The organism is Oligoflexus sp., assembly GCF_035712445.1.
Classification (GTDB): Bacteria; Bdellovibrionota_B; Oligoflexia; order Oligoflexales; family Oligoflexaceae; genus Oligoflexus.
Map to the genome: position 1 here is coordinate 1 of NZ_DASTAT010000131.1, position 22086 is coordinate 22086.

The 22086-nt window shown below is 53.6% G+C and carries 18 protein-coding genes; 10 read left to right on the forward strand and 8 right to left on the reverse strand.

What is annotated here, in order from left to right; genetic code table 11:
• Both VFO10_RS27600 and VFO10_RS27605 read right to left on the reverse strand, forming a co-directional pair.
• On the reverse strand, positions 1–1665 hold a 1665-nt coding region (locus tag VFO10_RS27600), incomplete at its 3' end, for a hypothetical protein (protein WP_325145244.1).
• Positions 1662–3716, reverse strand: coding sequence for an adenylate/guanylate cyclase domain-containing protein (locus VFO10_RS27605; RefSeq protein ID WP_325145245.1), 2055 nt, complete (start codon positions 3714–3716; stop codon positions 1662–1664). The genes VFO10_RS27600 and VFO10_RS27605, both read right to left, overlap by 4 nt.
• 212 nt (positions 3717–3928) lie before the next feature.
• On the opposite strand from VFO10_RS27605, the gene VFO10_RS27610 reads away from it, so the two are divergent.
• Positions 3929–6157, forward strand: coding sequence for an ATP-binding protein (locus VFO10_RS27610; protein ID WP_325145246.1), 2229 nt, complete (start codon positions 3929–3931; stop codon positions 6155–6157).
• A 91-nt stretch (positions 6158–6248) separates the two neighbouring features.
• Complete coding sequence (locus VFO10_RS27615; protein ID WP_325145247.1) at positions 6249–6797, forward strand: 1-acyl-sn-glycerol-3-phosphate acyltransferase; 549 nt, start codon at positions 6249–6251, stop codon at positions 6795–6797.
• 3 nt (positions 6798–6800) lie between these two features.
• Here VFO10_RS27615 and VFO10_RS27620 read toward each other — a convergent pair whose 3' ends face one another.
• Entirely contained in the window at positions 6801–7004 is a 204-nt protein-coding gene (locus tag VFO10_RS27620) for a hypothetical protein (RefSeq protein ID WP_325145248.1), read from the reverse strand.
• A gap of 48 nt (positions 7005–7052) precedes the next feature.
• Positions 7053–7538: a hypothetical protein gene (locus VFO10_RS27625; RefSeq protein WP_325145249.1), complete on the reverse strand. Its 486-nt coding sequence runs from the start codon at positions 7536–7538 to the stop codon at positions 7053–7055.
• A gap of 175 nt (positions 7539–7713) precedes the next feature.
• Here VFO10_RS27625 and VFO10_RS27630 point away from each other — a divergent pair, with 175 nt between their 5' ends.
• Positions 7714–8412, forward strand: coding sequence for a hypothetical protein (locus VFO10_RS27630; RefSeq protein ID WP_325145250.1), 699 nt, complete (start codon positions 7714–7716; stop codon positions 8410–8412).
• Here the strand turns inward: VFO10_RS27630 and VFO10_RS27635 are convergent.
• Both VFO10_RS27635 and VFO10_RS27640 read right to left on the reverse strand, forming a co-directional pair.
• Positions 8409–10373 (reverse strand): alkaline phosphatase D family protein, encoded by a 1965-nt coding sequence (locus VFO10_RS27635; protein ID WP_325145251.1) that lies wholly within the window; start codon positions 10371–10373, stop codon positions 8409–8411. The genes VFO10_RS27630 and VFO10_RS27635 overlap by 4 nt on opposite strands.
• 75 nt (positions 10374–10448) lie before the next feature.
• Positions 10449–11411: a GSCFA domain-containing protein gene (locus tag VFO10_RS27640; RefSeq protein ID WP_325145252.1), complete on the reverse strand. Its 963-nt coding sequence runs from the start codon at positions 11409–11411 to the stop codon at positions 10449–10451.
• A gap of 108 nt (positions 11412–11519) precedes the next feature.
• Here VFO10_RS27640 and VFO10_RS27645 point away from each other — a divergent pair, with 108 nt between their 5' ends.
• The 5 genes from VFO10_RS27645 to VFO10_RS27665 all read left to right on the forward strand — a co-directional run bounded on the left by VFO10_RS27645 (position 11520) and on the right by VFO10_RS27665 (position 17446).
• Complete coding sequence (locus VFO10_RS27645) at positions 11520–13499, forward strand: S9 family peptidase (protein WP_325145253.1); 1980 nt, start codon at positions 11520–11522, stop codon at positions 13497–13499.
• 187 nt (positions 13500–13686) lie between these two features.
• A complete protein-coding gene (locus tag VFO10_RS27650; protein WP_325145254.1) occupies positions 13687–14316 on the forward strand; it encodes a DUF4360 domain-containing protein in 630 nt (209 codons plus the stop codon).
• Positions 14317–14721: 405 nt separating this feature from the next.
• The gene (locus VFO10_RS27655) at positions 14722–16227 is read left to right on the forward strand and encodes a methyl-accepting chemotaxis protein (protein ID WP_325145255.1); all 1506 of its coding nucleotides are present in this window, start codon (positions 14722–14724) and stop codon (positions 16225–16227) included.
• A gap of 145 nt (positions 16228–16372) precedes the next feature.
• The gene (locus VFO10_RS27660; RefSeq protein WP_325145256.1) at positions 16373–16900 is read left to right on the forward strand and encodes an SCE4755 family polysaccharide monooxygenase-like protein; all 528 of its coding nucleotides are present in this window, start codon (positions 16373–16375) and stop codon (positions 16898–16900) included.
• Between the two features lie 15 nt (positions 16901–16915).
• Positions 16916–17446, forward strand: coding sequence for a hypothetical protein (locus VFO10_RS27665; protein WP_325145257.1), 531 nt, complete (start codon positions 16916–16918; stop codon positions 17444–17446).
• Here VFO10_RS27665 and VFO10_RS27670 read toward each other — a convergent pair.
• Together VFO10_RS27670 and VFO10_RS27675 are read right to left on the reverse strand one after the other, a co-directional pair.
• Positions 17443–19140 (reverse strand): hypothetical protein, encoded by a 1698-nt coding sequence (locus tag VFO10_RS27670; RefSeq protein ID WP_325145258.1) that lies wholly within the window; start codon positions 19138–19140, stop codon positions 17443–17445. The two genes, VFO10_RS27665 and VFO10_RS27670, sit on opposite strands and share 4 nt — an antisense overlap.
• A gap of 109 nt (positions 19141–19249) precedes the next feature.
• On the reverse strand, positions 19250–19849 hold the full coding sequence (locus VFO10_RS27675) for a response regulator (protein ID WP_325145259.1): 600 nt from the start codon (positions 19847–19849) through the stop codon (positions 19250–19252).
• 250 nt (positions 19850–20099) lie between these two features.
• Here VFO10_RS27675 and ung point away from each other — a divergent pair, with 250 nt between their 5' ends.
• Both ung and VFO10_RS27685 read left to right on the forward strand, forming a co-directional pair.
• Complete coding sequence (gene ung / locus VFO10_RS27680) at positions 20100–20798, forward strand: uracil-DNA glycosylase (RefSeq protein WP_325145260.1); 699 nt, start codon at positions 20100–20102, stop codon at positions 20796–20798.
• Positions 20799–20806: 8 nt separating this feature from the next.
• Positions 20807–21520 carry a VC0807 family protein gene (locus VFO10_RS27685; protein ID WP_325145261.1) on the forward strand — a complete coding sequence of 238 codons (714 nt, stop codon included), beginning with the start codon at positions 20807–20809 and terminating at the stop codon, positions 21518–21520.
• The last annotated feature ends 566 nt before the right edge of the window (positions 21521–22086 follow it).

Sequence of the window (22086 nt, forward strand, 5' to 3'; positions counted from 1 at the left end):
GTCCCGCTCATAAACGGCCTGCCATTCCAAAGCAAGGTGTTTATCCTCTTTCAGAAGCCGGACGGTGGACGGCAGCTGCGCAGCATTCAGCGTCCAATTCAGCTGCGATTCGCCCAGAACAGCTTCCAGCGCCGCCTGAATGGTCTGGGCTGCATCGAGGCTGATATCGAAGTGATCCAGAAGCCGCGTCACGGACTGCAGGGGCTCGGTTTCGCCGAGTATCTTCATCAGGTAAGGCGAGAGATCCGCTTCGACCTTGAGCCCCGATCCAATCGTCAGGATTCCTTCCTCAATGCTATCAAGAATCCGCTTCATCCTTTGCTGACTGCTGCGAACCGCACGGGCATTTTTCAAAGCAAGCAGAAGGAGAGCGGTTATCAGGAGCGAGGCGAGCAGGACACCCAGAGCAATCTGCCGATGGACTCGATTTTCGAGCTGCAGCTTTTTGTTCTGCTCTTCTTCAATACGCAGACCCATATCAACTTTCAAACGATTGATATCGCTCTCTCGATCGGCTTCCTGAATCTCCTGCAAAACTTTCACATAATTCTGCCGCTCGTCATAAGCTTCCTGATAGCGTCCCATCCCTGCCAGAGCCTGGGCCTTCATATCCAGCAAAAGAATCCGATAATTCTTATCGACCATCGCCTCATCAATGCTTGCGTTCTGAATAGCCTCCAGCGCATCGTTCCATCGACGGGCCCGGATATAGTTGCGGGCCTTGATGCGGTATGTATCCGAAATACTGATGACATCGACACCACTTTCCTTCATGAGCGCAATCGCCTGATCAAAGATCGGCTGGCTCTCGACAAAGCGCCCAGTGAGCCCATAGATTCCACCGAGCGTAGCCAGGGTTTTACCCTCCAGCTTGCGTGAGCCCAGATCACGCGCGTACTGCAACGCGGTTCGGTATTCACGTTCCGCCCAGGGATAATCCTTGCCCTGCCGGGCAATCGTTATTCCCAGCAAACGATGGGCATTCGACAGTTCATGTCGATAGGGCCCCTTTCTGAGAATCTGGATGGTTTCCTGCATAAGCTTCTCAGCCTTTTCCGATTCGCCCTGCGGATCCATGAAGTCGCTTAATTTTTGACGGGCACGGATAAGCGGATAGGCGTCCTCGGGCACCCTTCCCTCCAGGCTCTTCAGAATACGCTGCACATGAAGAAGCCCCGGCGAGACGTCCCCCAGTTCATACTCCAAGTCCGTGGCTTTCAGCAGAATTAGGGCTTCCACATAAGGCCAATCCCGATCCACGGCCACAGTAGCGAGGTTGAGCAGTTCCCGAATAAGAGCCCTTTTTTCACTCTCATCGGATTTTTCGTGACGAGCGATGGCATCCTGCATTCTGCTCAGATGAGCCATAGGAGGGTGATCAAAGCTCTGAATTCTTTCGGCGATTTTCGTCTCTATGTCCGGCGTGAGTCTGACGCCCTCTGTGCGAAGAAAATAGTGAGTTTCCAGCAGCTCTTCTGCGGAAAGCGTGGACGTTTTATCGCGCAGATTTTGAAGGGCCTCTCTTTGGGCCTGAGCAGGATCGTCCATGGCAAGCTGCAGCCAGCTTTGCAAGGTCTTCAGCTGATTGTCCCGAGGACGCGCTGCGGCAGGCTGAAGCATCAGCCCAGCCAGTATCATGAAGGTTTGCAGCCAGGCTTTTCTCATGCGACGGTCGCCTCTTCCGTTGCGGCCGTGTTCAAAACTTCAAAAAGTTCGCGCTCTTCATTCAAACCGCGGATTCGGAAAAACCCATGGCTTCGATACGCAGTCCTGGGAAGATACGGCGTGATCGCTTCCGTGACGAACACAGATCGCGGTGTGGCCAAAGCCTCGACTCGGGAGGCGAGGTTCACCGCCTGACCAATCACCGTATAATCAGCCCGCTTCGGTCCACCAAAACTGCCGACGACCGCACTGCCCTGATGAATGCCGATGCGCATTTCAAAATGTTCATGTTCCGTCAGTTCCCACGAGGCATTGAGGGTTTTCAGGCGCTGATGCATGGCAAAGGCGCAGGCGACCGCTCGACGAGCCTGCTCCTCTGGATCGAGATGCAGCGGCGCTCCGAATATGACCATCACGCAGTCACCAATGAACTTGTCTATGGTGCCGCCATGCTCGAAGACCACATCAGTCATGGCCACAAAAAAATCGTTCAGAATATGGGAAATCGTCGCTGTTCCGAGTCTTTCCGTGGACTGGGTGAACTCACAGAGATCGGCGAAGAGAATGGTGACCAGCTCGGACTTGGCCTTTTGATCCAAACGCGAACGCCCTTCGATAATCTCGGCCACCAGAACGGGCGGCAGAAACCTTTGCAGCACATTGGTTTCGATATACTGATGAAGGCTCCGAATCTCGGCGTTCTTCCTTTTCGTTTTGTAAAAGAGCCAGCCGGTCATGATAAGGACGCCCAGGGCCAGAACGAGTATGGCCAGTATCAATTGGGTCTGACGCTCCTTGCTCGACAGAGCCAGAGACTGGAGTTCATTCTCCTGCTGGAGCAGGCGATTCCTATCCGCGCTTTTCTCAATCTCAAAGTCGATATAGTAGCGCTGGGCGATATTCTGTTTCCGCTCATCGAAGATCTTAAGCTGCTGACTATAGGCCATTTCCAGCTGCTGATAGGCTTTCTCGTAGTCGCCCTGGGCCGCCTGCACTTCGGAATGCAGCCGATGAAAATCCACGGTATCGGTCGGCGACACGAGCCTTTCCATGGCCGGGCTGATCTTCTGCATCAGCTTTTGCGCCTCATCCTTCCGCCCCAAGCTTAGAAGGGCTCTGACCCGATTCAGATCGACCTCCAGCATTCCCCCTTCGTCCCGATAGCGGGCAAAGGTCGGCAGGATCTCGTGCAAAATACCGAGGGCCTCCCGAAACTTTCTTTGCTGATTCTTGACCTTGGCTATATTGAGTCGGGCATAGACTTCACCGATTTCATCCTGGATCTTCACGGCAAAACCATAGGACCTTTGATAAGCGTCCAGAGCCTTATCCCATTGCTGCATCTGCGAGAGGGCATCCCCGTAATAGAAGTAGGTGACAGACCCCAAGTAGCGATAAGGATGCTTCAGGAAATACTGATGAAGCTCCTCAAACATCTCCAGAGCCCTATCCAGACGCACGGAACTATTCACGGTGTAGACAATCGCGAGGCTCCCCAAAAGCCGCAGCCTTTGCAGTTCGTCAGGACTGCTTTGAACGACCTTATAGGCCTCGTGGAAGCTTTTGGCCGCCGCTTCCTCCTGATTGGTCTTCGTATGAAAATACGCCTTCTGCAGGTGAACATTCCCAAGCAGTATGGGGTTTTTGATGTCCTGGGCCATCTTTTGCACCGCCTCCAGCTCCGCATAGCCTCCGGCCGTATACTGCATAGTGGATGAGGATTCCGCCTGATATCTCTGCAAGCGGAACCAGGCCTCCGCCTCGCGGTCGTGCTGCGCCTGAGCCACGGGCAGACTGCTGTCGAGGAAGACCAGCGCCTCTTCATAGCGGCCGAGCTGAATAAGTCCACTCTGCAGTTCAAAGGCCGCTCTCATGAATTCATGCGGGACCTTGGCACTCTCCATACTCTCAAGCTTTTTCCGATTCAAGGCCACGGCCTGGCCCGGATCATCGAGCAGCAACGGACTGATTTGCAAGGGTGGACGCGCCGGGGATTCACTCAGCTGAGACGCAAAAGACAAGGCACTGCTCAAGAGTATGAGCAAAGTCATGAGCCACGCGTCGATGATTAGGCAAATTCTTCCCAAGGACACCTCAACTGTTCGCTCTTTCTGATCGGTATCTTCCCTGTGAATTCAGGGGGCAGCCTTTGCCGTCGGTAAAAACTGAGGCATTCCCCCGCAAGAGGTGACAGGGTTCGCTCGCTTTGCGATAATAAAGGGACTATGAGTTGAAACGCTCAACTCGTCATGGAGGAATTGGGGTGACAAACGTCCAGGATAGTCGCAAGAAAAAGGCAAACGGCCCATCCTCGCTCATGCAAAGGCTCTGGCAGGCGACCTGCACCTACTTCTTCATCGATCGCGCGCATTATCCCGATCGGGGCCGCAGGGCCGAGGCTGTCGTGGCCCTATCGTTCATGCTGGTGTATTCCTGCGCCTGGTTCAGCTACGTCCCGATCTATGGGATTCTCTTTCAAAACAAGGTCGCCGCCCTTGCTGTGGGTCTGATCGGACTTCCGACGGCCCTCGGTGCTCTTTTCATCCAAAGAACGCGTAAGAACCTGGCCGTCGCCTCCGCTCTTCTCAACTATGGCTGCGCTCTTACGCTGATTGGCTGCATCTATGCCACGGGCGGCACATGGTCGCCCATCTATTTCTGGTCCTTTTCTCCAGTCGCTGGCGCCTATCTCCTTTCAGGTTCAAAACATGGAATGGCTGTCACAGCCATAGCAGCCTTAGGGAATGCGATCGTCGCTTTCGTCACGCAGCCCCATCTGAATCCGGATCAGTGGTTCTTCCAATTTGATGTGTTCTCCTCATTCCACGTCGGCTTTATCGCCATGACCGTCTTCTTTTCGCTCACCGTGTTCTCGCTCATCCTCTATATCTTCGAAACCAAACTGAAGCAGGCTCTGCACGAATCGGAAAAAGCCCGACACGAGATCGAGAAGCAAAAGCAGATCGTCGATGAGGCCTTCGCCACGATCAAAGAGCAAATGGCTGAGAACAAAGCCGTCATGAATGCGACGGAAGTGGCTCTCGTCATGATCTTTCCCGGCATGAAAATTGATCTGGAAAAGTCCTCGGCCTACTTTCAGAAACTCTTCCCCGGCATCGACAACTTCTCGCAGGTTCTGCGCAAGATGAAGATCGAAAGCGCCAAGAGTGTTCTGCAGTCGGTGATTGGCGAATCGACACTGACCTGGTCGCTGAATGAATCCTCGTTTCCGCTGGAAGCCATCATTGACGACAATACTCATGAGCTGGAATGGAAGAAGATCGAGAATGACGGCGTGATCACAGCGATCGTCTTCGCGGCCAAAAACGTCCAGCCGCTGCTTGACTCCAAAAAGAAAATGGAAAGCCTGAACCGCTATGCGCAGCTTCTCGTGACCGTGGTCGGTGAGCAGGATGACAACCGCAGTCATGACAAGGAAAAGAAGAATCGGGCGATCATCAAAGCCATCAATCGGCAGATCCCCCAGGTGCGGGAAGCGATTGCCCGGGCTGAAATCAGCCTCGTCGATAACTGGCAGCCGATCTATATCACCCTGCATACGCTGAAGGGTGAAATGAGCAGCTTCAGCTTCAACGACATCAAGGAATTCCTTCACAAGACGGAAGAGCACGTGAAGGATGTTCGCGAGATCATCCGCGTCCATCAGGGCAAGCTGGATCATGAAGCCCGGGAAAAGTTAACGGCGATCAAGGGCAGGCTCATACACGATCTTATCCATATTCAGAACAGTCTGCAGGAGATTCAGGATATCTGCCGTCAAACAGGTGCCGACCAGAACGCGATCCTGATTTCGAGGGAGCGCCTGCAGTATGCGAAGGATGATCCGCATCTGCTCAAGGAGCTGGTTATTGATTCCCTCTATGAAGATGTCCGTGACGTCATCAAGGGCTTTGAGTCGGAGATTTATAAAGTGGCGGGCGATCTTGGAAAACCATCACCCCGTCTTCTGATATCGTCAGGGCGCTATTATCTGACGGATTTCGCCGCTGATAAACTCCGGCAGGCGCTGACGCACATCATCCGCAACTCCCTTGATCATGGCATTGAATCCCGGGATGAACGCCTGCAGAAGGGCAAGAGCGAAATAGGTGAGCTGACCTTCGTCGTCGATGACGACGGCCCTTCGATTCAGATTCGCATTCGGGATGACGGGCGTGGACTCAATCTCGTCGATATTCGGGAAAAAGCCATGGCCCAGGGACTCATTCAGCAGTCGCGCAAGCATTCGCTGCGGGAGATTTCCGAGTTGATCCTTCTGCCAGGCTTTTCCACGACCCGTAACGTCTCCATGGTATCAGGGCGCGGTATTGGAATGGAGGCGGCTCGCGGTTTTATCGCGGATCTGGGCGGGGCGCTCACGCTGCATCTTCTGGATCAGACGGACCATCCGGCTTTGGAACTGCGTCTGTCCATTCCCAAAGCCCATATCCCCGTCACTCCAGATGCCTGGCTCGAAAGCAAAAGCGCTTAGGCTTTGACCAATTGTTGACTTTCGGGGCTTTCAGACACTGTGCTAGGATGCATCGTGCATGAAACCCCGTTCAGCGAGCCATTAAGCGTCTATGTATCAGGATATTCTCAGTCAGCTCGGTCGTACGATCTTTGCCTTGCGCGGTTGGACCTGTGATCCTTTGCCCCCTTACTGGCAGAAAAAGCAGGTTATTATCGGCTTTCCTCACACCACCATCATGGACACCGTGATGGCCTTTTCCGGCTTTGCCATTGTAAAAAAGAAGGGTCATGTCCTGGTTCGCAATCAGGATTTCCGCTGGCCTTATGCCGGGCTTTTGAAAAAACTGGGAGCCATTCCCGTCGATCGCAGTCAATCCACGGGCCTTGTGAAACAAATGGCCAAGGAATTCGCCGAACGCGACGAGTTTCACCTGGCTCTGGTTCCCGAGGGAACACGCCGCGATGTTCAGAAAATCAAAACGGGATTCTGGCACATCGCAAAAGAGGCCAGGGTGCCGATTGTGTGCTGGTATCTCGATAATGCCCACAAAAGAACCGTGTGGGCGGGGCAGCTGATCCCGGGTGATTCCCTGGAAAAGGATCTTGAAACCATTCGTCAGCTGTATGCGAAACTCGGTTACGATATTCCCGGACTATAAAGTTCAGGCCGCGTGGGTCTGCCTTTTAAGACCCAGCTCGATCTGAAAGATCAGAGTTTGAACGCCGGACACCGGATCAGTCTCCACCAATCCACGGCCGGAAATGAGACTCGCCTGATCTTTCGAACTGAACTGATTCTGAAAGATGAGTTCCAGAGCCTGCACGCCGTCCACATGGGTTATACCCTGGGCCTGAGCTTTTATCACCCACTATGCGTCCTTCAAGATAGGATACAAAAATGGAAGTGCCCATCGTCAGGGGCAGGTACGAGAAGAAGAGGATGCGACCAAATTGCCGGGATCGTTGGTGATGCAGATATAAAGAAAACCTGCCAAGGAAAGTGTCACGCCAAAGATAAAAATGATCCGCAGGAGGCGCGCGAGGCGTTGGGACAGCGTGGCTATATCGCAGTAATGGATGGAAAAGTGGATGACATAGGTGCTGGCGAGCAGGCCGGAGGGATTGCCGAGCGCATGCAGCACCCGAGTCAAAAGATCGAGATGCCCCCACCCCAGCTGCATCCAAAGATTGCGGGCCGCAAAAAATCCGAAGCTGAAAACAAAATTAAGACTCAGGATCGCCGAAATATAGATCACGTTAACCATGTAGAGGGATTTTTTCGCGCCCAGCCAAAGAAAGAGGTTATAGAGCAGAACAGAAGTAAGGCCGCCGATCAGAATCCAATAGAGGATACTCGCATAATCTTCGATTTCAGGCGCATAGGCGCGGGTCAGGATCATGGGGCTGACCGGTTATCCACTAGATCGGCATCGCCTGCTCTTCCTCGAGGAATGCATACCTTTCTGTGACCGCTGCATCCTTGCCTTATAGGCAGAAACACGACTATCAAAGTATTCAATACGTAGTTGCCGCTGTCCTGCTATAATCCCCTCTGGCAACCATCCGAGGTATACCGTGAATCAAGAGGCCCTGACCAATCCCCGGCGTCATTGGACGATCACTCGCGAGGCGCTCGCGTTTACCGCCTCGGTTCTGCTTTTTCCCCTGGGTTGGCGCAAAAGCCGGAAAAAAACGGCACGTGCGGCCGATCAAAGGACTGTGGTTTTCATCCATGGTTATCTTGCCAATCGCTCCTCGTTTCTGCCCCTGGCCGGTTATCTTGCAGCCAAGGGCTATCGCTCGCAGCTCAGTTTTGAATATCGCCCGGGCGACAGCATCGAGCAGGCTGCGATCAAGCTAAAGCATTTTTTGAAGAATCATGTCAGGGGTGGGCGCATCGACTTTATCTGCCATAGCCTCGGCGGACTCGTGGCCCGGGTTTATCTGCAGCAGCTCGGCGGCGCGCGACGGGTCGATCGCTGCATCACCATCGCCACCCCGCATCACGGAACGTACAACGCCTATTGGCTTTGGACGCGCGTCGCCCAGGATCTGCGTCCGAGTTCGGAACTTTTGAAACGTCTGGCCGATACCCGTGCGAATGCGGCCAGCGTGAAGTTTCTCGCCATCGGGGGTGGTGCTGATCGCATCGTGCTGCCGCCTCATCACGCGGAGTTTGCGGAAAGCAATCTGCATTTCCCTGATATCGGGCATCAGGGACTTCTGTTTTCACCCAGTGTTTTTCGGCAAATCCAGCAGCATCTGGCCGGTTAAACGTCAAAGTCCGGCGCGAATATGGGTCCGAGCTTATCCAGCTCGCGACCGGCTCGCCCGCGGAAGCCTGCAATATGTCGTCCGGGTTCCGGCGCATAATCCATGACGCTCGCTGTTTTTCTACCCGCTTCCAGAGCGCGACCCTGGCTTGTCGTTAACTTTATATAGTGGACCGCGGTGGCCCCTTTTCTTTTGCCGATACTCACGGTCATGCGGCGCAGATATTCACCGGGATTCAGTTCCAGGATCTGTTCACTTCCGCCGTCACCGCCGTGGCTCAAAGAAAGTCCATCGTCATAGTCCACAGCCAGAGCATCGACCCTATCGCCACTGCGCAGTCGAATGCGAATGAGGCGGGATTTTAAGCCAAGGCGTTCGGTGTCATCAAAATAGTCTCCACCCTGACCTCCGACTTCACCTGGGCTCTGATAAAGCCTCGGCTCCTGAGGAGCGGGAGACGCGCGTTTGCGACCTTCGGAAAGAGAGGCATCTTCACGGGTGATACGCTGCTGACCATTGGCGACATAGAGGGCCTTCGCCATGACCTGCTCCTGACTCAGCTCCTCATGCGGCACATACCAGAATTCGAGTGTGGCGCCTTCCTCTTTTAAATCCATGATTCCGTAACCGTGCCGGGTGCTCTCGAAATAGCGAATGTGCGGATTGAAAAGTTTTACAGCGGCTGCAAAACCACCCTTGGCAATCGTGCCGAGAATGCCCTTGACCTGTTCATCCAGATTGCCCCGGGTCACGCTGGACGGCAGAATTTCGACGCCGGCGGCCCGGCCATCCACTTCAAGATTGGCTGCGAAGGAAAGATGCGCATCGCCTGTGGCCACCAGCGTATTGATGATGCCGTTTTCTGTCAGCACCCTGAGCAACCTTTCCCGGTCAGCAGGAAAACCATCCCACATTTTTTCCGAAATGGGCCGCCCCAGAATTTTACAGGAAGCCATCAGCACCTGATTGCCGAGGATACGCCAGCGGGCCTGCGATTCAATCAATTGGTTTTTCAGCCAGTGAAACTGCTGATCGCCGAGTATGGAGCGGCTGCCGGTTTCCTGGCTCAGGGAATCACGACCGACATGCCGCGTGTCCAGCATAATCAGATCGAGCATGGGACCAAAGGACAGCCGACGATAGATGATGTGATCCTGCGCGGCTTCCGGCCTTCGGAGCGGCACCCATTCATGAAAGGCCCGAATGCTGGCGTCCCGGCCGGCTCTGTGATCGATATCATGATTATCCCAGACTATAATCCAGGGATGCTGCTGGTGCGCATGACGCAAAAAAACATCTTTGCGATAATAACGATAGCGCTGGCGCACGCCTTCGAGTGTTTCGGGATTGCTGGCGTTGACGGGATCGGCCGGCATATTCCTTTGCTCGTCTTCATCCAGGAAATCGTAGATATAGTCACCGACATGGATGATCGCGTCGATATCATTTCTTTGGGCCAGGGCTTCATAGGTATTGAAATATCCTGACCAGATACTGGAGCAGCTGACCAGCGCCAGACAAATCGCCTGCAGATCCGAAGGAGCTGTCCGCGTGCGTCCGACCATCGACCAGCAGTTCATGGCGTAAAAACGGTAGTAATACGTCGTGGAAGGATAAGGAAGAAGGGCATCCACGTGCACCGTGAAATCATTCTCAGTCCTGGCCTCGGCCTCACCCTCGGCGACGATTTTTTCAAAGCCACTATCCAAAGCCGCCTGCCAGCGCACGGGGATCAGGGATGATCCATCGCCGGTCACCCGCGTCCAAAGAATAACGCGATCATGCAGGGGGTCGCCGGATGCCACACCATATTCAAACGTTTGAGCGAGACGCTCCCGTTCACGCCTGCCGATGGCCTCAGGAAGCTGGCGCCATTCAAGCGAAAAGGCCTGACGTTCAGCCACCAAAACACCCACAAGACTCGTTCCTATTTTGAATAGGCTTCGGCGCGAATGAAGCATGATTCACCTCAAAAGTTTAAAAGCCTTGTACCCAAGTCAGCTGACTCGGGCAAGCGAGGTCTTGTAAATTCTCGATTAAGAGAAGAGGCGGGAACGGAGTTCGAATTTTTCCTGCGAACAGTCGATATCAGAAAACGAATCGAGTCGTTCGATCATCGCGCTGACATGCTTTTGATAGGAGGGGGCTTCGACGCGCAGGGGACGATGCTTCAAAGTATTGAGTATGTTCTGCCAGTCCTTTAGAAATTTCTGACTGGCCTCGGTCATATAGGTGGCTGTGAATTTTTCCCAGATATAGTCGATGGCTTCACCCGATGGGTGGATCATGTCGGACTCATAAAAGCGATAGTCACGCAGGTCATCCAGCATGATTTCATGAGCCGGGAAATAAAGGCCGTCATGCCGCGAAAGAAAGTCATGTATTCCCGTCAAAAGAAGGCTTTTGCTCCAGGCGTTTCCTGTCAGCGTATCCTTTACATGGCGGACCGGGCTTAAACTGATAATCAGGGGTGAAGGCAACGGCAGCGTTGCCCGTATGTCCTTCAGCGCCGCCTGGATCTCATCCGTGCGCAGGAGTCTTTTGTTAAACTGATCCATCGGTTTTTTGTGGCAGTTGGCCACCAGCTGCCCGTCGGATTTTCTTTCATAAACCCAGGCCGTGCCCAGCGTTAATAAAACACAGGGTGACAGCTTCAGGACTGCGCGTACCGAGGCAGCGACTTCCCGCCATTTTTCCTGCAGCGCTGCAGGATCCTGCGCAAAAAAGCGACTATGCAGATCATGATGAAAATAGGCCCCATCATTCTCCACGAAAAGCGCAGCATCCAGGTCCGCTTCCGCCGCGGCCAGCCGCAAGAGTTTACTCAGTGCCCAGGGATGAAAGAGCGTCCCGAAGGGCGCATTCAAACCCTGCCATTTGAAGTCCAAAAGCCTCTGCCCTATGTGTTCCGCAAAGCAGGAGCCGAGCGTAAAAATGGGCCGATCCCTCTCCAAAAAAGGGGCCGGCGGCAGGGTCAATTCTGTCCGAAATGGCTTCATATTAACTCCCAGATCACGCCGCGTATTATGGCGGACCCAAGTTCACATTGCAAGTGGCCACACTCAGCCGCTACAGTGCTGCAGATCTTTTTCTCAGGAGCTTTTCACATGCGAAGTCTGAAGTCTCTCTCTTTACTGGCGGCATTCGCCCTCTGTGCGTCGAGCGTACAGGCAGCCAGCAGCAAGGAAGTCACCCGACGCGAAGTAGGCAATCTGGTGATGGAAAATATCCCCGAGATTCCTGGTGCCCTGAAAGACCGCCTCAACCAGTATGAAAATATCCGCTCGGCATCCGCCCTCGGCTGGCTGCCCGGCGAGCAGGGCCTTGTCATCAGCACCCGGTTCGGTGAAGCCTCGCAGCTTCACACCGTGCGCGGGCCGCTTCAGTATCGCAAGCAGATCACTTTCTTCGATGAACCTGTGGGCGCGGCCGATGTCAGTCCGGTCACGCCGCATATCCTTTTTTTGAAGGACAAAGGCGGCAACGAGAATTCTCAGATTTATCTGCTCGATCTGGAATCGGGCCGATCGAAGATGCTGACCGATGGCGAGTCCCGCAATGAATCCGCGCTTTGGGATCACCAGGGCCGCCTGATGGCCTTTGCCAGCACCAAACGCAACGGCCGTGATACCGACGTTTATATTCAGGATCTGAGCCAGCAGAACGCGGGAGCTCAGCTCGTCGTTCAGGAAGGCGGCAGCTGGGAGCCCATGGAATTCAGTTATGATGGAAACCTTCTGCTCGTCTCCCGCACGATTTCCATCAACGAAAATTACCTTTACCTCTACGACCTGAAAGCGAAGAAGCTGGAGCAGATCTTCCCCGGCATGAAAATGGCATTCGGGGCCGCGGCTTTTGCCAAGGACAGTCAGAACATTTTCCTGTCGAACGACAGCCAGGGCGAATTCAAAACGCTTTACGTTTACAATATCGGCACGAAAAGCGCGAAGCCCATCACAGCGAACATCAAATGGGATGTCGATGCCCTGCGCCTTTCCCCGGATGGCAAAACCCTGGTTTTTGAAACCAATGAAGGCGGCATCAGCAAACTCTACAGCCTCGATACCCGAAAATTATCCTATAAAGAGCTGAAAGGTCTTCCCATCGGACAGATCGGCAATTTCACCTTCCATCCCCAGAAAAATAATCTCCTGGCTATGACGCTGTCGTCGGCCCGTTCCTCGGGTGACGTCTTTGTTTACGACCTGAAGAGCAATAAGCTGCAGGCCTGGACAGAGAGCGAAACCGGCGGCCTGAACAAGAATAATTTCGTGGAACCGGAACTCATTTCCTATCCGACCTTTGACGAGGCAGGTGGGCAGCCGCGCCAGATCCCGGCCTTTATCTATAAGCCGCGCAACGCCAAAGGCAAAATCCCCGTTGTGATCAGCATTCACGGCGGTCCCGAGGCTCAATTCCGCCCAGGTTTTTCGGCGAGCTTTCAGTATTACGCCACGGAAATGGGCGTGGCCGTGATCGCTCCCAACGTCCGCGGTTCTTCCGGCTATGGGAAAACCTATTTGACCCTGGATAACGGCTTCAAGCGCGAGGATTCGGTGAAGGACATCGGGGCGCTCCTCGATTGGATCGGAGCGCAGGCGGATCTGGATGCCAGCAAGGTCGTCGTGATGGGTGGATCGTATGGTGGCTACATGACCCTGGCGACGATGACCTATTATAGCGATCGTCTCGCCGGTGGCATTGATACAGTCGGCATCAGTCACTTCATCAGCTTTTTGACCAACACCAAATCCTATCGTCAGGATCTGCGCCGCGTGGAATACGGGGATGAACGCGACCCCGATATGAAGACCTTCCTTGATAAGATCTCGCCCCTGACGAACGTGAAGAAAATTCAGAAGCCGCTTTTCGTCGTGCAGGGCCTCAACGATCCGCGCGTGCCGACCTCGGAAGCGGAGCAGATCGTGAAAGCGGTTCGTGCGAATGGTAACGAAGCCTGGTATCTTTTGGCTAAAGATGAAGGCCACGGCTTCCGCAAGAAAGCCAATCAATCGGTTTATCTGCAAACGACCGTGATGTTCCTGGAGAAGGTCCTCTTCTCGCCCAAGGCCGCCTCGAATCCTTAATCCTTCCTGCAGGCTGGAATCCTTATCCAGCCTGCGTCCCAAATCCGCTCACCGTGATCGTTCCCTGACATTCTTCCGCGATCTGTTTGCATACGCTCCGCAGAACATTTCGTGCGGCCGGCGATTGGCTTTCGCATGGCCGTGGACTAGCTTCCCCGAAGCAGCAACATTTCATACGGAGATCGCCATGCACGCACGTTTGTGTCTTTGGACTTTGTTCGCTTTTTTCACCCAGCCCCTGGCCGCGCAGTTGGATCTGGAGGCGCGGGTCCCACCTGGAGGCGGCAGCGCCTTGAAACTGCAATCCCTTGTATTCAATGGCAGCGGATGCCCTCAGGGAGTGGGCGCTCGCTCTCAGATTCAAGGTGATGTCCTCTGGCTTATCTTCCCCAATGAATTGACAGCGGAATCCGGGCCTGACTCCGCGCCCTCGCAAAGGCGGAAGAATTGCATCGCCACTCTCCGCTTTGCTCCATCCCTTCAAAGCTACGCGATTGAATCCCTGGCCTTTGGTGCGCTCGCCAGCCTTCCCGCGGATGCGGATGCGAAGCTGAATGTCAGCTGGTTTCATGAAGGACAGGGCCAGACGGCTTCATTCGCGGAAACCCTCGAAGGTCCATGGAATGATGAATGGTACGCGGACTTTTCACAGCCTTTCCGTCCTTCTGAACTCCTTTGGAAACCCTGCGGCCTTGAACGCGCCTTGAATATCAACAGCAGTGTCCTCGTCAGTGATTCCGCCTACGATGCCCGCGCCCAACTCCGCGTCCTCGGTGTTCGATTCAAACGTAAGAATTGTTTGAACACAGGCTATTGAACCGGCCTCTGTCCCACCTCAAACCGCAGAAGCGCATGCCTTGAGCCACAGCCGCCTACCCGGCTGCGGCCCTCCGTATTACGCCAGAAAATAAAGGGTATTAATACCCAAAAGCCTGGGAATGGCATCCGGCCCTCGCAATCGAAAAGCATTTTTCGCGACACACAGTTTGGAAGGATCGCAGGATAAAGAAATGCATTCACTTCGATTCATCTGATGACTCTGAGCCTGGCCTCCCGGACGAGGCTTGATCATTGAAAGTGAATGATGTTAGAGATAATCATGGTTTATTTGCTGTCATCAGCTGCAGGACGCTCGTTCCTGCCTCTTGCCCGGAGTCGCTGTAAGGCACAATGAACTCCCGAGGGAATCAAAGTTATTCCACGACCAGGAACTGAGATTCCAATGGACGCATGGCATCGACTCAAGACTCCGGCTCTTTCCGTGTCCCTGTTTTTGCAGGCCACGGCGGTTTTTATTGTCATTCATGTCTCAGGTCAAGAGGATGGCTTCGCGTCCTTTCGCTGGGAGCTTCTGACCTGCCTTCTGCTTTCCATGATATGTTTGAGCGTGCTGCTCGTGCGCCGCGAGCGTGACGACGGCGTCTACCATAATCTTAAAAAAGGCCTGCATGAGCTGGAAAACCGGCTTCTTCATCAGCAGCAGGAGCCTGGCCCGGGCCTTGTGCAGCGCGTCACCGACTCAATAAAAATATTGGGTGAACGCAGCAAAAATATTTACGATAGCCTTATCAGCGGCCATGATGAAATGCAGAAGATCAACAGTCGCCTGGGCCGTGTTCTGGACCAAAGCCGGGAATGCGGACAGCTGGCGGCACACTCCAAGCTGGACTGGAAGAAGACGAGGCTTTCCGACCCCCTCGCTCAGGTCAGGCAGAATTTGGATAATCTTCTCGATTTATCCAAAAACCTGGGCAGCACCAATGCCTCAACGCTCCGTCTGATCCATGAATCCCTTCAAAGCGACAGCATCCTGCGCGATAAGATCGTCCGCGCCCAGGAGCACCTGGAACGCATTCATTATAGCGCCCACCATGGCAGCAAGATTCATGATGCAATTTTTTCCGTCCTGAGTGAAACCCGGGACAACATTTCGGGAGCCCACACTTCGGTCAGCTCTTTGATGCAGAAGTGGGACCATCTCGTGGGCCTGACCGAACAGATAGATGAGGTGGCGAGGCAGATCAATGCGCAGTCGGTCGCGGTCTCGATCGAGGTCGTGCGGGGGCAGGCGCATCCGACGGTCACGGATCTTTTTCCCTTTGGCAGTGAACTTAGGGTCCTGGCCGCACAGTTTCATACCTTTGCCCATCACATCAAGGAAGCCATCCAGGGTGGACGGGAGGAACTGCAAAAGACTGCGCAGTACCTTTCTCAGGCGGCGTCGAAAGCGGATCACGTTTTCATTCCCGTCAATCAATGCGGTGAATACCTCCGCAACGGTGTGGCGGCCGTGAAGTATTCCGCATCCGAGCTGACCCTTCTGCAGATGGAAGTCAATATCCATATGAACAAGCTGCAGGAGACCTATAACGTGGGCGTTGCCACCGCCGACATTGTCAGCAGCATGGATCGTTCGCTCCTGAATCACAGTAATTTCAGCAAGAAAGTTCTGGAGGAAACCAGCCAGAGCGCAATGCATTCCGAAAGGATAGCCACGCTTCTGGCCAAGCAGTTTCACGAACTGAATCATTGCCAGAAGATTCTGGGGCATAGCGTGCCCCTGCTCAGTGAGTCCCTGCGCTTTGCCACCGAACTGAAGCACACCGTGGCCGCTTTGGAGATGTGCGTGGAAAAAACCCCGACGGCGAAAGCGGACGAGACGGTGATGATGGAGTCGAAAAAAACCGGCGAGGTGCAGGTGACTTGCTGGAAAATTTCAAGTACATAGACCCCGCTCGGCCCCAAAATCCGTTGAAAATTCGAATTTTTACCGAATATTAACGGTTACTTACAATTTTCACTGATGAATTCTTCATTATGTGCCGATAACGCCCTATGGGACTGGTTTCAACATATACCGAGGGGAAAAGCCATTGAATACGAAGCATCTGCTTGCACTCTCTGCAAGCGCTAATCTTTTCTTAGCAACTGTGAGTTTCGCGCATGCGCGTCTCAGCGTGACAACTGCTACCGGTGGTGTTCCGCGACTCGTTCCACGAAACTCCAGTGATGGCAACAAAGGCGACGCCGCATCACCTTGCGGCGCCACGACCCGGGGTACGAATCCTGTCGTTCTCACGGTCGGTGAGACGGTGACTGCCGATTTTGAAGAAACGATTGGCCACACCGGTACCTTTCAGCTGAATTTTTCTCCTATGGGCCAGGTGAACTTTACAACTCTGGTCCCCGCGCAAACAGATGACAACACGGCCGTGGGAGCAACCCCCAACAAGGGCCGCTTCCAGTTCACAGTTCCCAATACTCCCTGCACCGACTGCACGATCCAATTCGTTCAGGACATGAGCGGGACCCTGAATTACAAGTCCTGCGTCGACGTCATCATCACACCAGCCAACGCCCCAGCCCCAGCAGCGCCAGCCGGCTTTGCTGTGACGAAATAAGAAAGGAGCACAGATATGATTTTCAATCGAACTGCTGTCTGCCTTTCGTCCATCGTATCTGCGTCTCTCCTGATTCACGCCTGCCAGGCCGAAGTGATTCAGGACAGCCGCAGCACCACGAACGGCGCAACGGCCCAGTCAGCAAGCAAGGCTGACGATGCGAAAACCGAAGACAAAACCTCCGGGTCACCAACCGGCAATACAACGCCTCCACCAGCGAACAACGGAAATCCTGCGGCCGTTACGAACTATACAATGAGCTGGGACGCCTCGGCGGATGCTGCGGTTGTTTCTTATAAGGTCTTCGTTGTCCCTCCCGATCGCAACCCGCGCTTTCCCGGGAAGACGGACGTCCCCATTCAGATCAAAAATTATCCGCTCGCTTCTCTGCAGAAGAACGGAACGAAATACTCCGTAGCTGTGACGAGTGATGAGGTTAAAACCGCTCTCGGTGCGATGGCTGCAAGCACCACGACCTATTGCTTCACGGTCGTTGCCGTCAATGGTGTCGGGAACTCGGCGCATTCGCCAGTGATCTGCCCTTAATCATGAGCTGAAATCCTCTTAAGATCGCGCAGGAGATCCTGCCGTTCTTGAGAGGTCAATGAATGCCGCGCGAATTGGGGCGGCATTTGCTTATTTTCAAGTCTAAATTGAATCAGCTCCGCTTTCTTCCTGATATTTTCCAACACCTCCCGCTCATTTTCGCCAGCCAGGAATGGCGGGGGAAGATCCTGATAAAGATGGCATTCACTGCAGAAGCGAACGAAGGATTGAAGTCTTTGATCTTTGAAGGATCCTGGATCGAGCCTCGTTTTCTTCTCGGCCTCTTTTTGGACGGCAGGCATGAGCTTGGTCCGGCAGCATAGGCCGTTCGCGTATTGAGTTCCGAGCCGTTTGTCGAGTTCTTCAAGTATGGTTTCCCGTGAAAGAGGAGAATTCGCAGTGAGCGGCATGGTGTCAATGGCCTTCATGAACTTGAGCCATGCCTCCTTGGGAAAGCAGCTCCCCTCCATGGATGGTTTCGCTTCCTTCGGACTGTTCAAACTTTGAAGAAGAGCGCCGGCATCCGGTAAACAGGTTTTGTCTGCGTCGGTTTTCTGAGAGCGCTTCTCTATCCGGCCACCAAGAATGGTCCGTATCTGACTGAAGTCCTTTTCCGTAAAAAAACTCTGACCCATGCCTTTGATGAAGATGTGAAACTTATAGAACTGAAGACCCAGGGGATCGCCTTGGGATGCCATGATAATCTGCATGGGTTCCCTGGGAAGACTCGGATCCATGTCTGGAGGCATGTGATAGGACAGCTGCCCATTCACGACAGGATTGTGATCCGCCAGCATTTCCGAGGGCACGTTGATCGTTCCTTTGCCAAGTACCGAGACAAAGGCCCGGAGCAGTTCACGATCAGGCTCAAGCGAGAGCTTATCCGCAAGGTTGGTGACCAGCATCCATTTGAGAAGTTTTTTCTTGCATTGAACTTTATTCCGGTTTGACGAGCAAAGGTCCTGCCAGGCTTTCTGATAGCCGATCAGCAAAGCTCCGAAGCGAACCATATCCTCGAAATGCTCGGGCTTGGGGATCAATTCGTATTTTGAAGAGGCGTCATCACGCGCCAGGGGAATGCCCAGGTAGTCTTTGCTGCCGATGGCCGCTTGCGCCAGTTTCAATAGCTCCGGATTGAAGGCTGTTGTTTCCAGCCACTCGCCGCCTGCAAAGATCGGCGTTCCTCCTTGATGGCAGCGGAGGCAGAGGTTTCTCGGCATATAGCGAGCCTGCGCTTTGCCACCTGGATGAAAATTGTCGACGATCTGGAATTCATAGCGTCCCATGATGGGGTTGTAGCTGATCACTTCCAACTTTCTCGCAGCTTCGACATAAGCGATGAAGAGCCGACCGCGAAAGTGAGTGTTCATGTCCTTGCTGATTTCGCTCGTCGCCACCAGCACGCGAGGGTATTTCAGTGACTGGGGATAGGCTGCCATTTTTTGCAGCGATCGACCGAAGGGGACCACCGAGGTAAAGAACGTGGAATGCTGATTCAATTTTTTCAGGAGGGCCTCGAAAGGATGCGGCTCCAGAGGCAATGGCTTCCCGTCGTAGATGATTCCCACGGTGCTCTGCATGGAGTCGAAGAATGAAGCGCCCTGGGGCGGCAGGTCCTGGGCCCCGGCTTGAGGGTTCTTGACAAAAATCGTGAAGAGCAGAAGACACATCAAAGCTTTAAGGGCGGAATTCATGGGATTCGACCTTCAGGTGATAAAGGATCTGTGCAGTCGCCAGTCAGGTCCTTCCATTCTACGGAGCGACTGCACAAAATTCACCCGGAATCCACCGCGCGGGGAGGCGTCACGCCGCCTTTGCCAGGAACCGAATGCTTTCCGGGTCGTCCAGAAAGCATTTTCCCAGCCTCTGCTTTTTATCCAGCTCCTCTTTCACCACCGAAATCGGAATATGGTAGAGCTGGATCTGATGCAGGATCTCCTGGGTATCATAGTAATAGGTCTTCAGGAGGTTATAGACATAGCCCATCTCCTGATCGCTGCCGTAGCTTTCCTCGATCAGCCTGTCATGCAAATCCACCGCCACCTTCATCTTGTCCCGAAGCTCCTGCAAAGGAATGGGCTTGGCGATGATGTTCGCAGCTCCGAGTTGGAAGGCGCGACGGACGTTGTCGGGATTCACGGCCCCCGAAACGAAGATCACGGGAATGGTGATCATCTTCTGTTTCAACTGCTCCATCAGATCGAAACCATCCATGTGGGGCATGCGGATGTCGCAGAGCATGATATCGAAGTGACGAGTCAGCAGCAGCTGATGCGCTGTGAAGGCATCGGGTGCATATTCGCAGTCGTAGGCATCACCCACAGCGGCCTCGATCAAAACGAAAATCTCGTAGTTGTCATCCACGACCAGACAGGCTAGTTTGTCAGCATTATCCTTACGCATCAGGCGCCTCAGTGGGGTATCACAGACCCGCATGAAAGTTCTTGTTCTGACTTCCTCTTCGCCTTCCGGCGCGGGACTTCAAGGAATCCCGTCATCCCGTGGAAAAGATGGGATAAAATTCCCTTGATTTCCGGCCCTGCGGGAATGGGCAGGGAGGGTTTTGGCAGGTTGGCTGGGACATTCTTACGGCATGGACGAATGGGGAAGGAGCCGATATAAAAGAGGATTCGTTTCTCTTTAAGGACGTCCCATGCGTAACGAAACCATTCAAATGCATCCAAGCTGGAAGAAGGTGCTGGAGCCCGAATTCCAACAGGAATATATGCTGAAGCTGAAAGACTTTCTCAAAAAGGAAATCGCGCAGGGCAAAATCATCTATCCGAAAGGATCGGATTACTTTCATGCCTTGAACTCCACGCCTTTTGACAAAGTTCGCGTCGTGATCCTGGGCCAGGATCCCTATCACGGCCCGGATCAGGCGCACGGTCTCAGTTTTTCCGTGAAACCAGGCGTGCCGATCCCCCCTTCGCTCGTGAATATCTTCAAGGAATTGAAATCCGACCTGGGCGTACCCGCCTCGCATCACGGCTATCTGCAGGCCTGGGCGGAACAGGGCGTCCTGCTATTGAACACCGTTCTGACCGTCGAGCAGGGCCAGGCCGCGTCGCATCAGAATAAAGGCTGGGAACACTTCACCGACCGCATCATTCAGCTTTTGAATGAAAAACGGGAAGGCCTGGTTTTTTTGCTATGGGGCGCCCATGCGCAAAAGAAGGGACGCAGCATCGACCGCGAGAAGCATCTCGTTATCGAGACCGCGCATCCTTCGCCGCTTTCCGCGCATCGCGGTTTTTTCGGCAGTCGGCCTTTCTCGAAAATCAATGAATATCTGAAATCGCGCGGGGAACCGCCGATCCATTGGCAGCTGCCGCAAAATTTGAACGCATAGAGGACTCGATGGACAAGAAGAATGCTCAGGAAAACCCCTTAATCAGCCTTGTATTCAACATCGCGATCCCGTCCGTGATCTTGAGCAAGTTCAGCACCGTGGAACGCCTCGGTCCGGTCAAAGGCCTGCTGCTGGCCCTGGCCTTCCCCATCGCCTACAGCATCTGGGATTTCGCGAAGAGGCGTCACATTAGCTTTATCTCGGGCCTGGGATTTATCAGCATCCTTCTCACCGGAGTTTTTACGCTGGTGCAACTGCCGGTGGAATGGATCGCCGTCAAGGAAGCCGCTGTACCCAGCCTGATCGGGATCGCCATCATCGTGTCGATGCGCACACAAAGTCCTCTGGTCAAAAAACTTCTCTATAACGACGCTATTATTAATGTCGATCTGGTGGAATCGCGTCTGCAGTCAACCCATCATAAAGAGTCGTTTGAACGCCTTATGGTGCAGTCCTCGTATCTTCTGGCTGGTTCCTTTCTCATTTCCGCCATACTCAACTTTGTCCTGGCGCGCGTGCTCCTGACAAGCCCGACGGGTACACCCGAATTCAACGAACAGCTTGGAAAAATGAACGCTCTGAGTTGGCCGGTCATCGTCGTCCCATCCATGGCCATCATGATGTTCGCGCTCTATCGGCTGATGAAAGGCATCAAAGACCTCACAGGCCTCGAAGCCGAGGAAGTCCTGAAGGCCCACGAAAAACAGGCCGCGCGTAAGTGAAATACGCAGTTTTTCTAGCTCGTGTGCGACTCACAGCGAAAAGCCGGGAGTCGCTGCCTGTCATAAAACCTGGCGAGCCGCAAGGACAAATTTTTCAAGTGCCTGCGTGAGAAAAATTCAAAATAGAGTTGACTTGCCAATCCGTCCTGCATGTTATGCAAAACTTCAAACGACTGCTGTTTCTTCCTCAAAAAAAACCCGCTGAGCCAGCTATACCAAAGAATGCAGCCATGCATGGTGGCTTGTTGATAAGTTTTTTTTTGAAACGAGGACGGTTCCCACAAGTGCGCATCCTGCTTTATTTTTCCTCCGTTTTTCGGAAACTTATTCACAGCTAATCCACAGGACAGCGCTATATTTAGGGGTTGACTCGGGTTGCTCACACTAGATATGCTAAATTTTGTCGGCAACAAATGGATCCCCAATACGCAAATAGACTTGGCTTTCAAAAGCTACCGACACATGATACGCGCTCAAGTTGTTGAGATATAAGTCGAACGGATGGTGAGTAAACTGTGGTACACGTACATGCGATGTTGAGCCAAGGAATCGAGGGCCGCACTCTG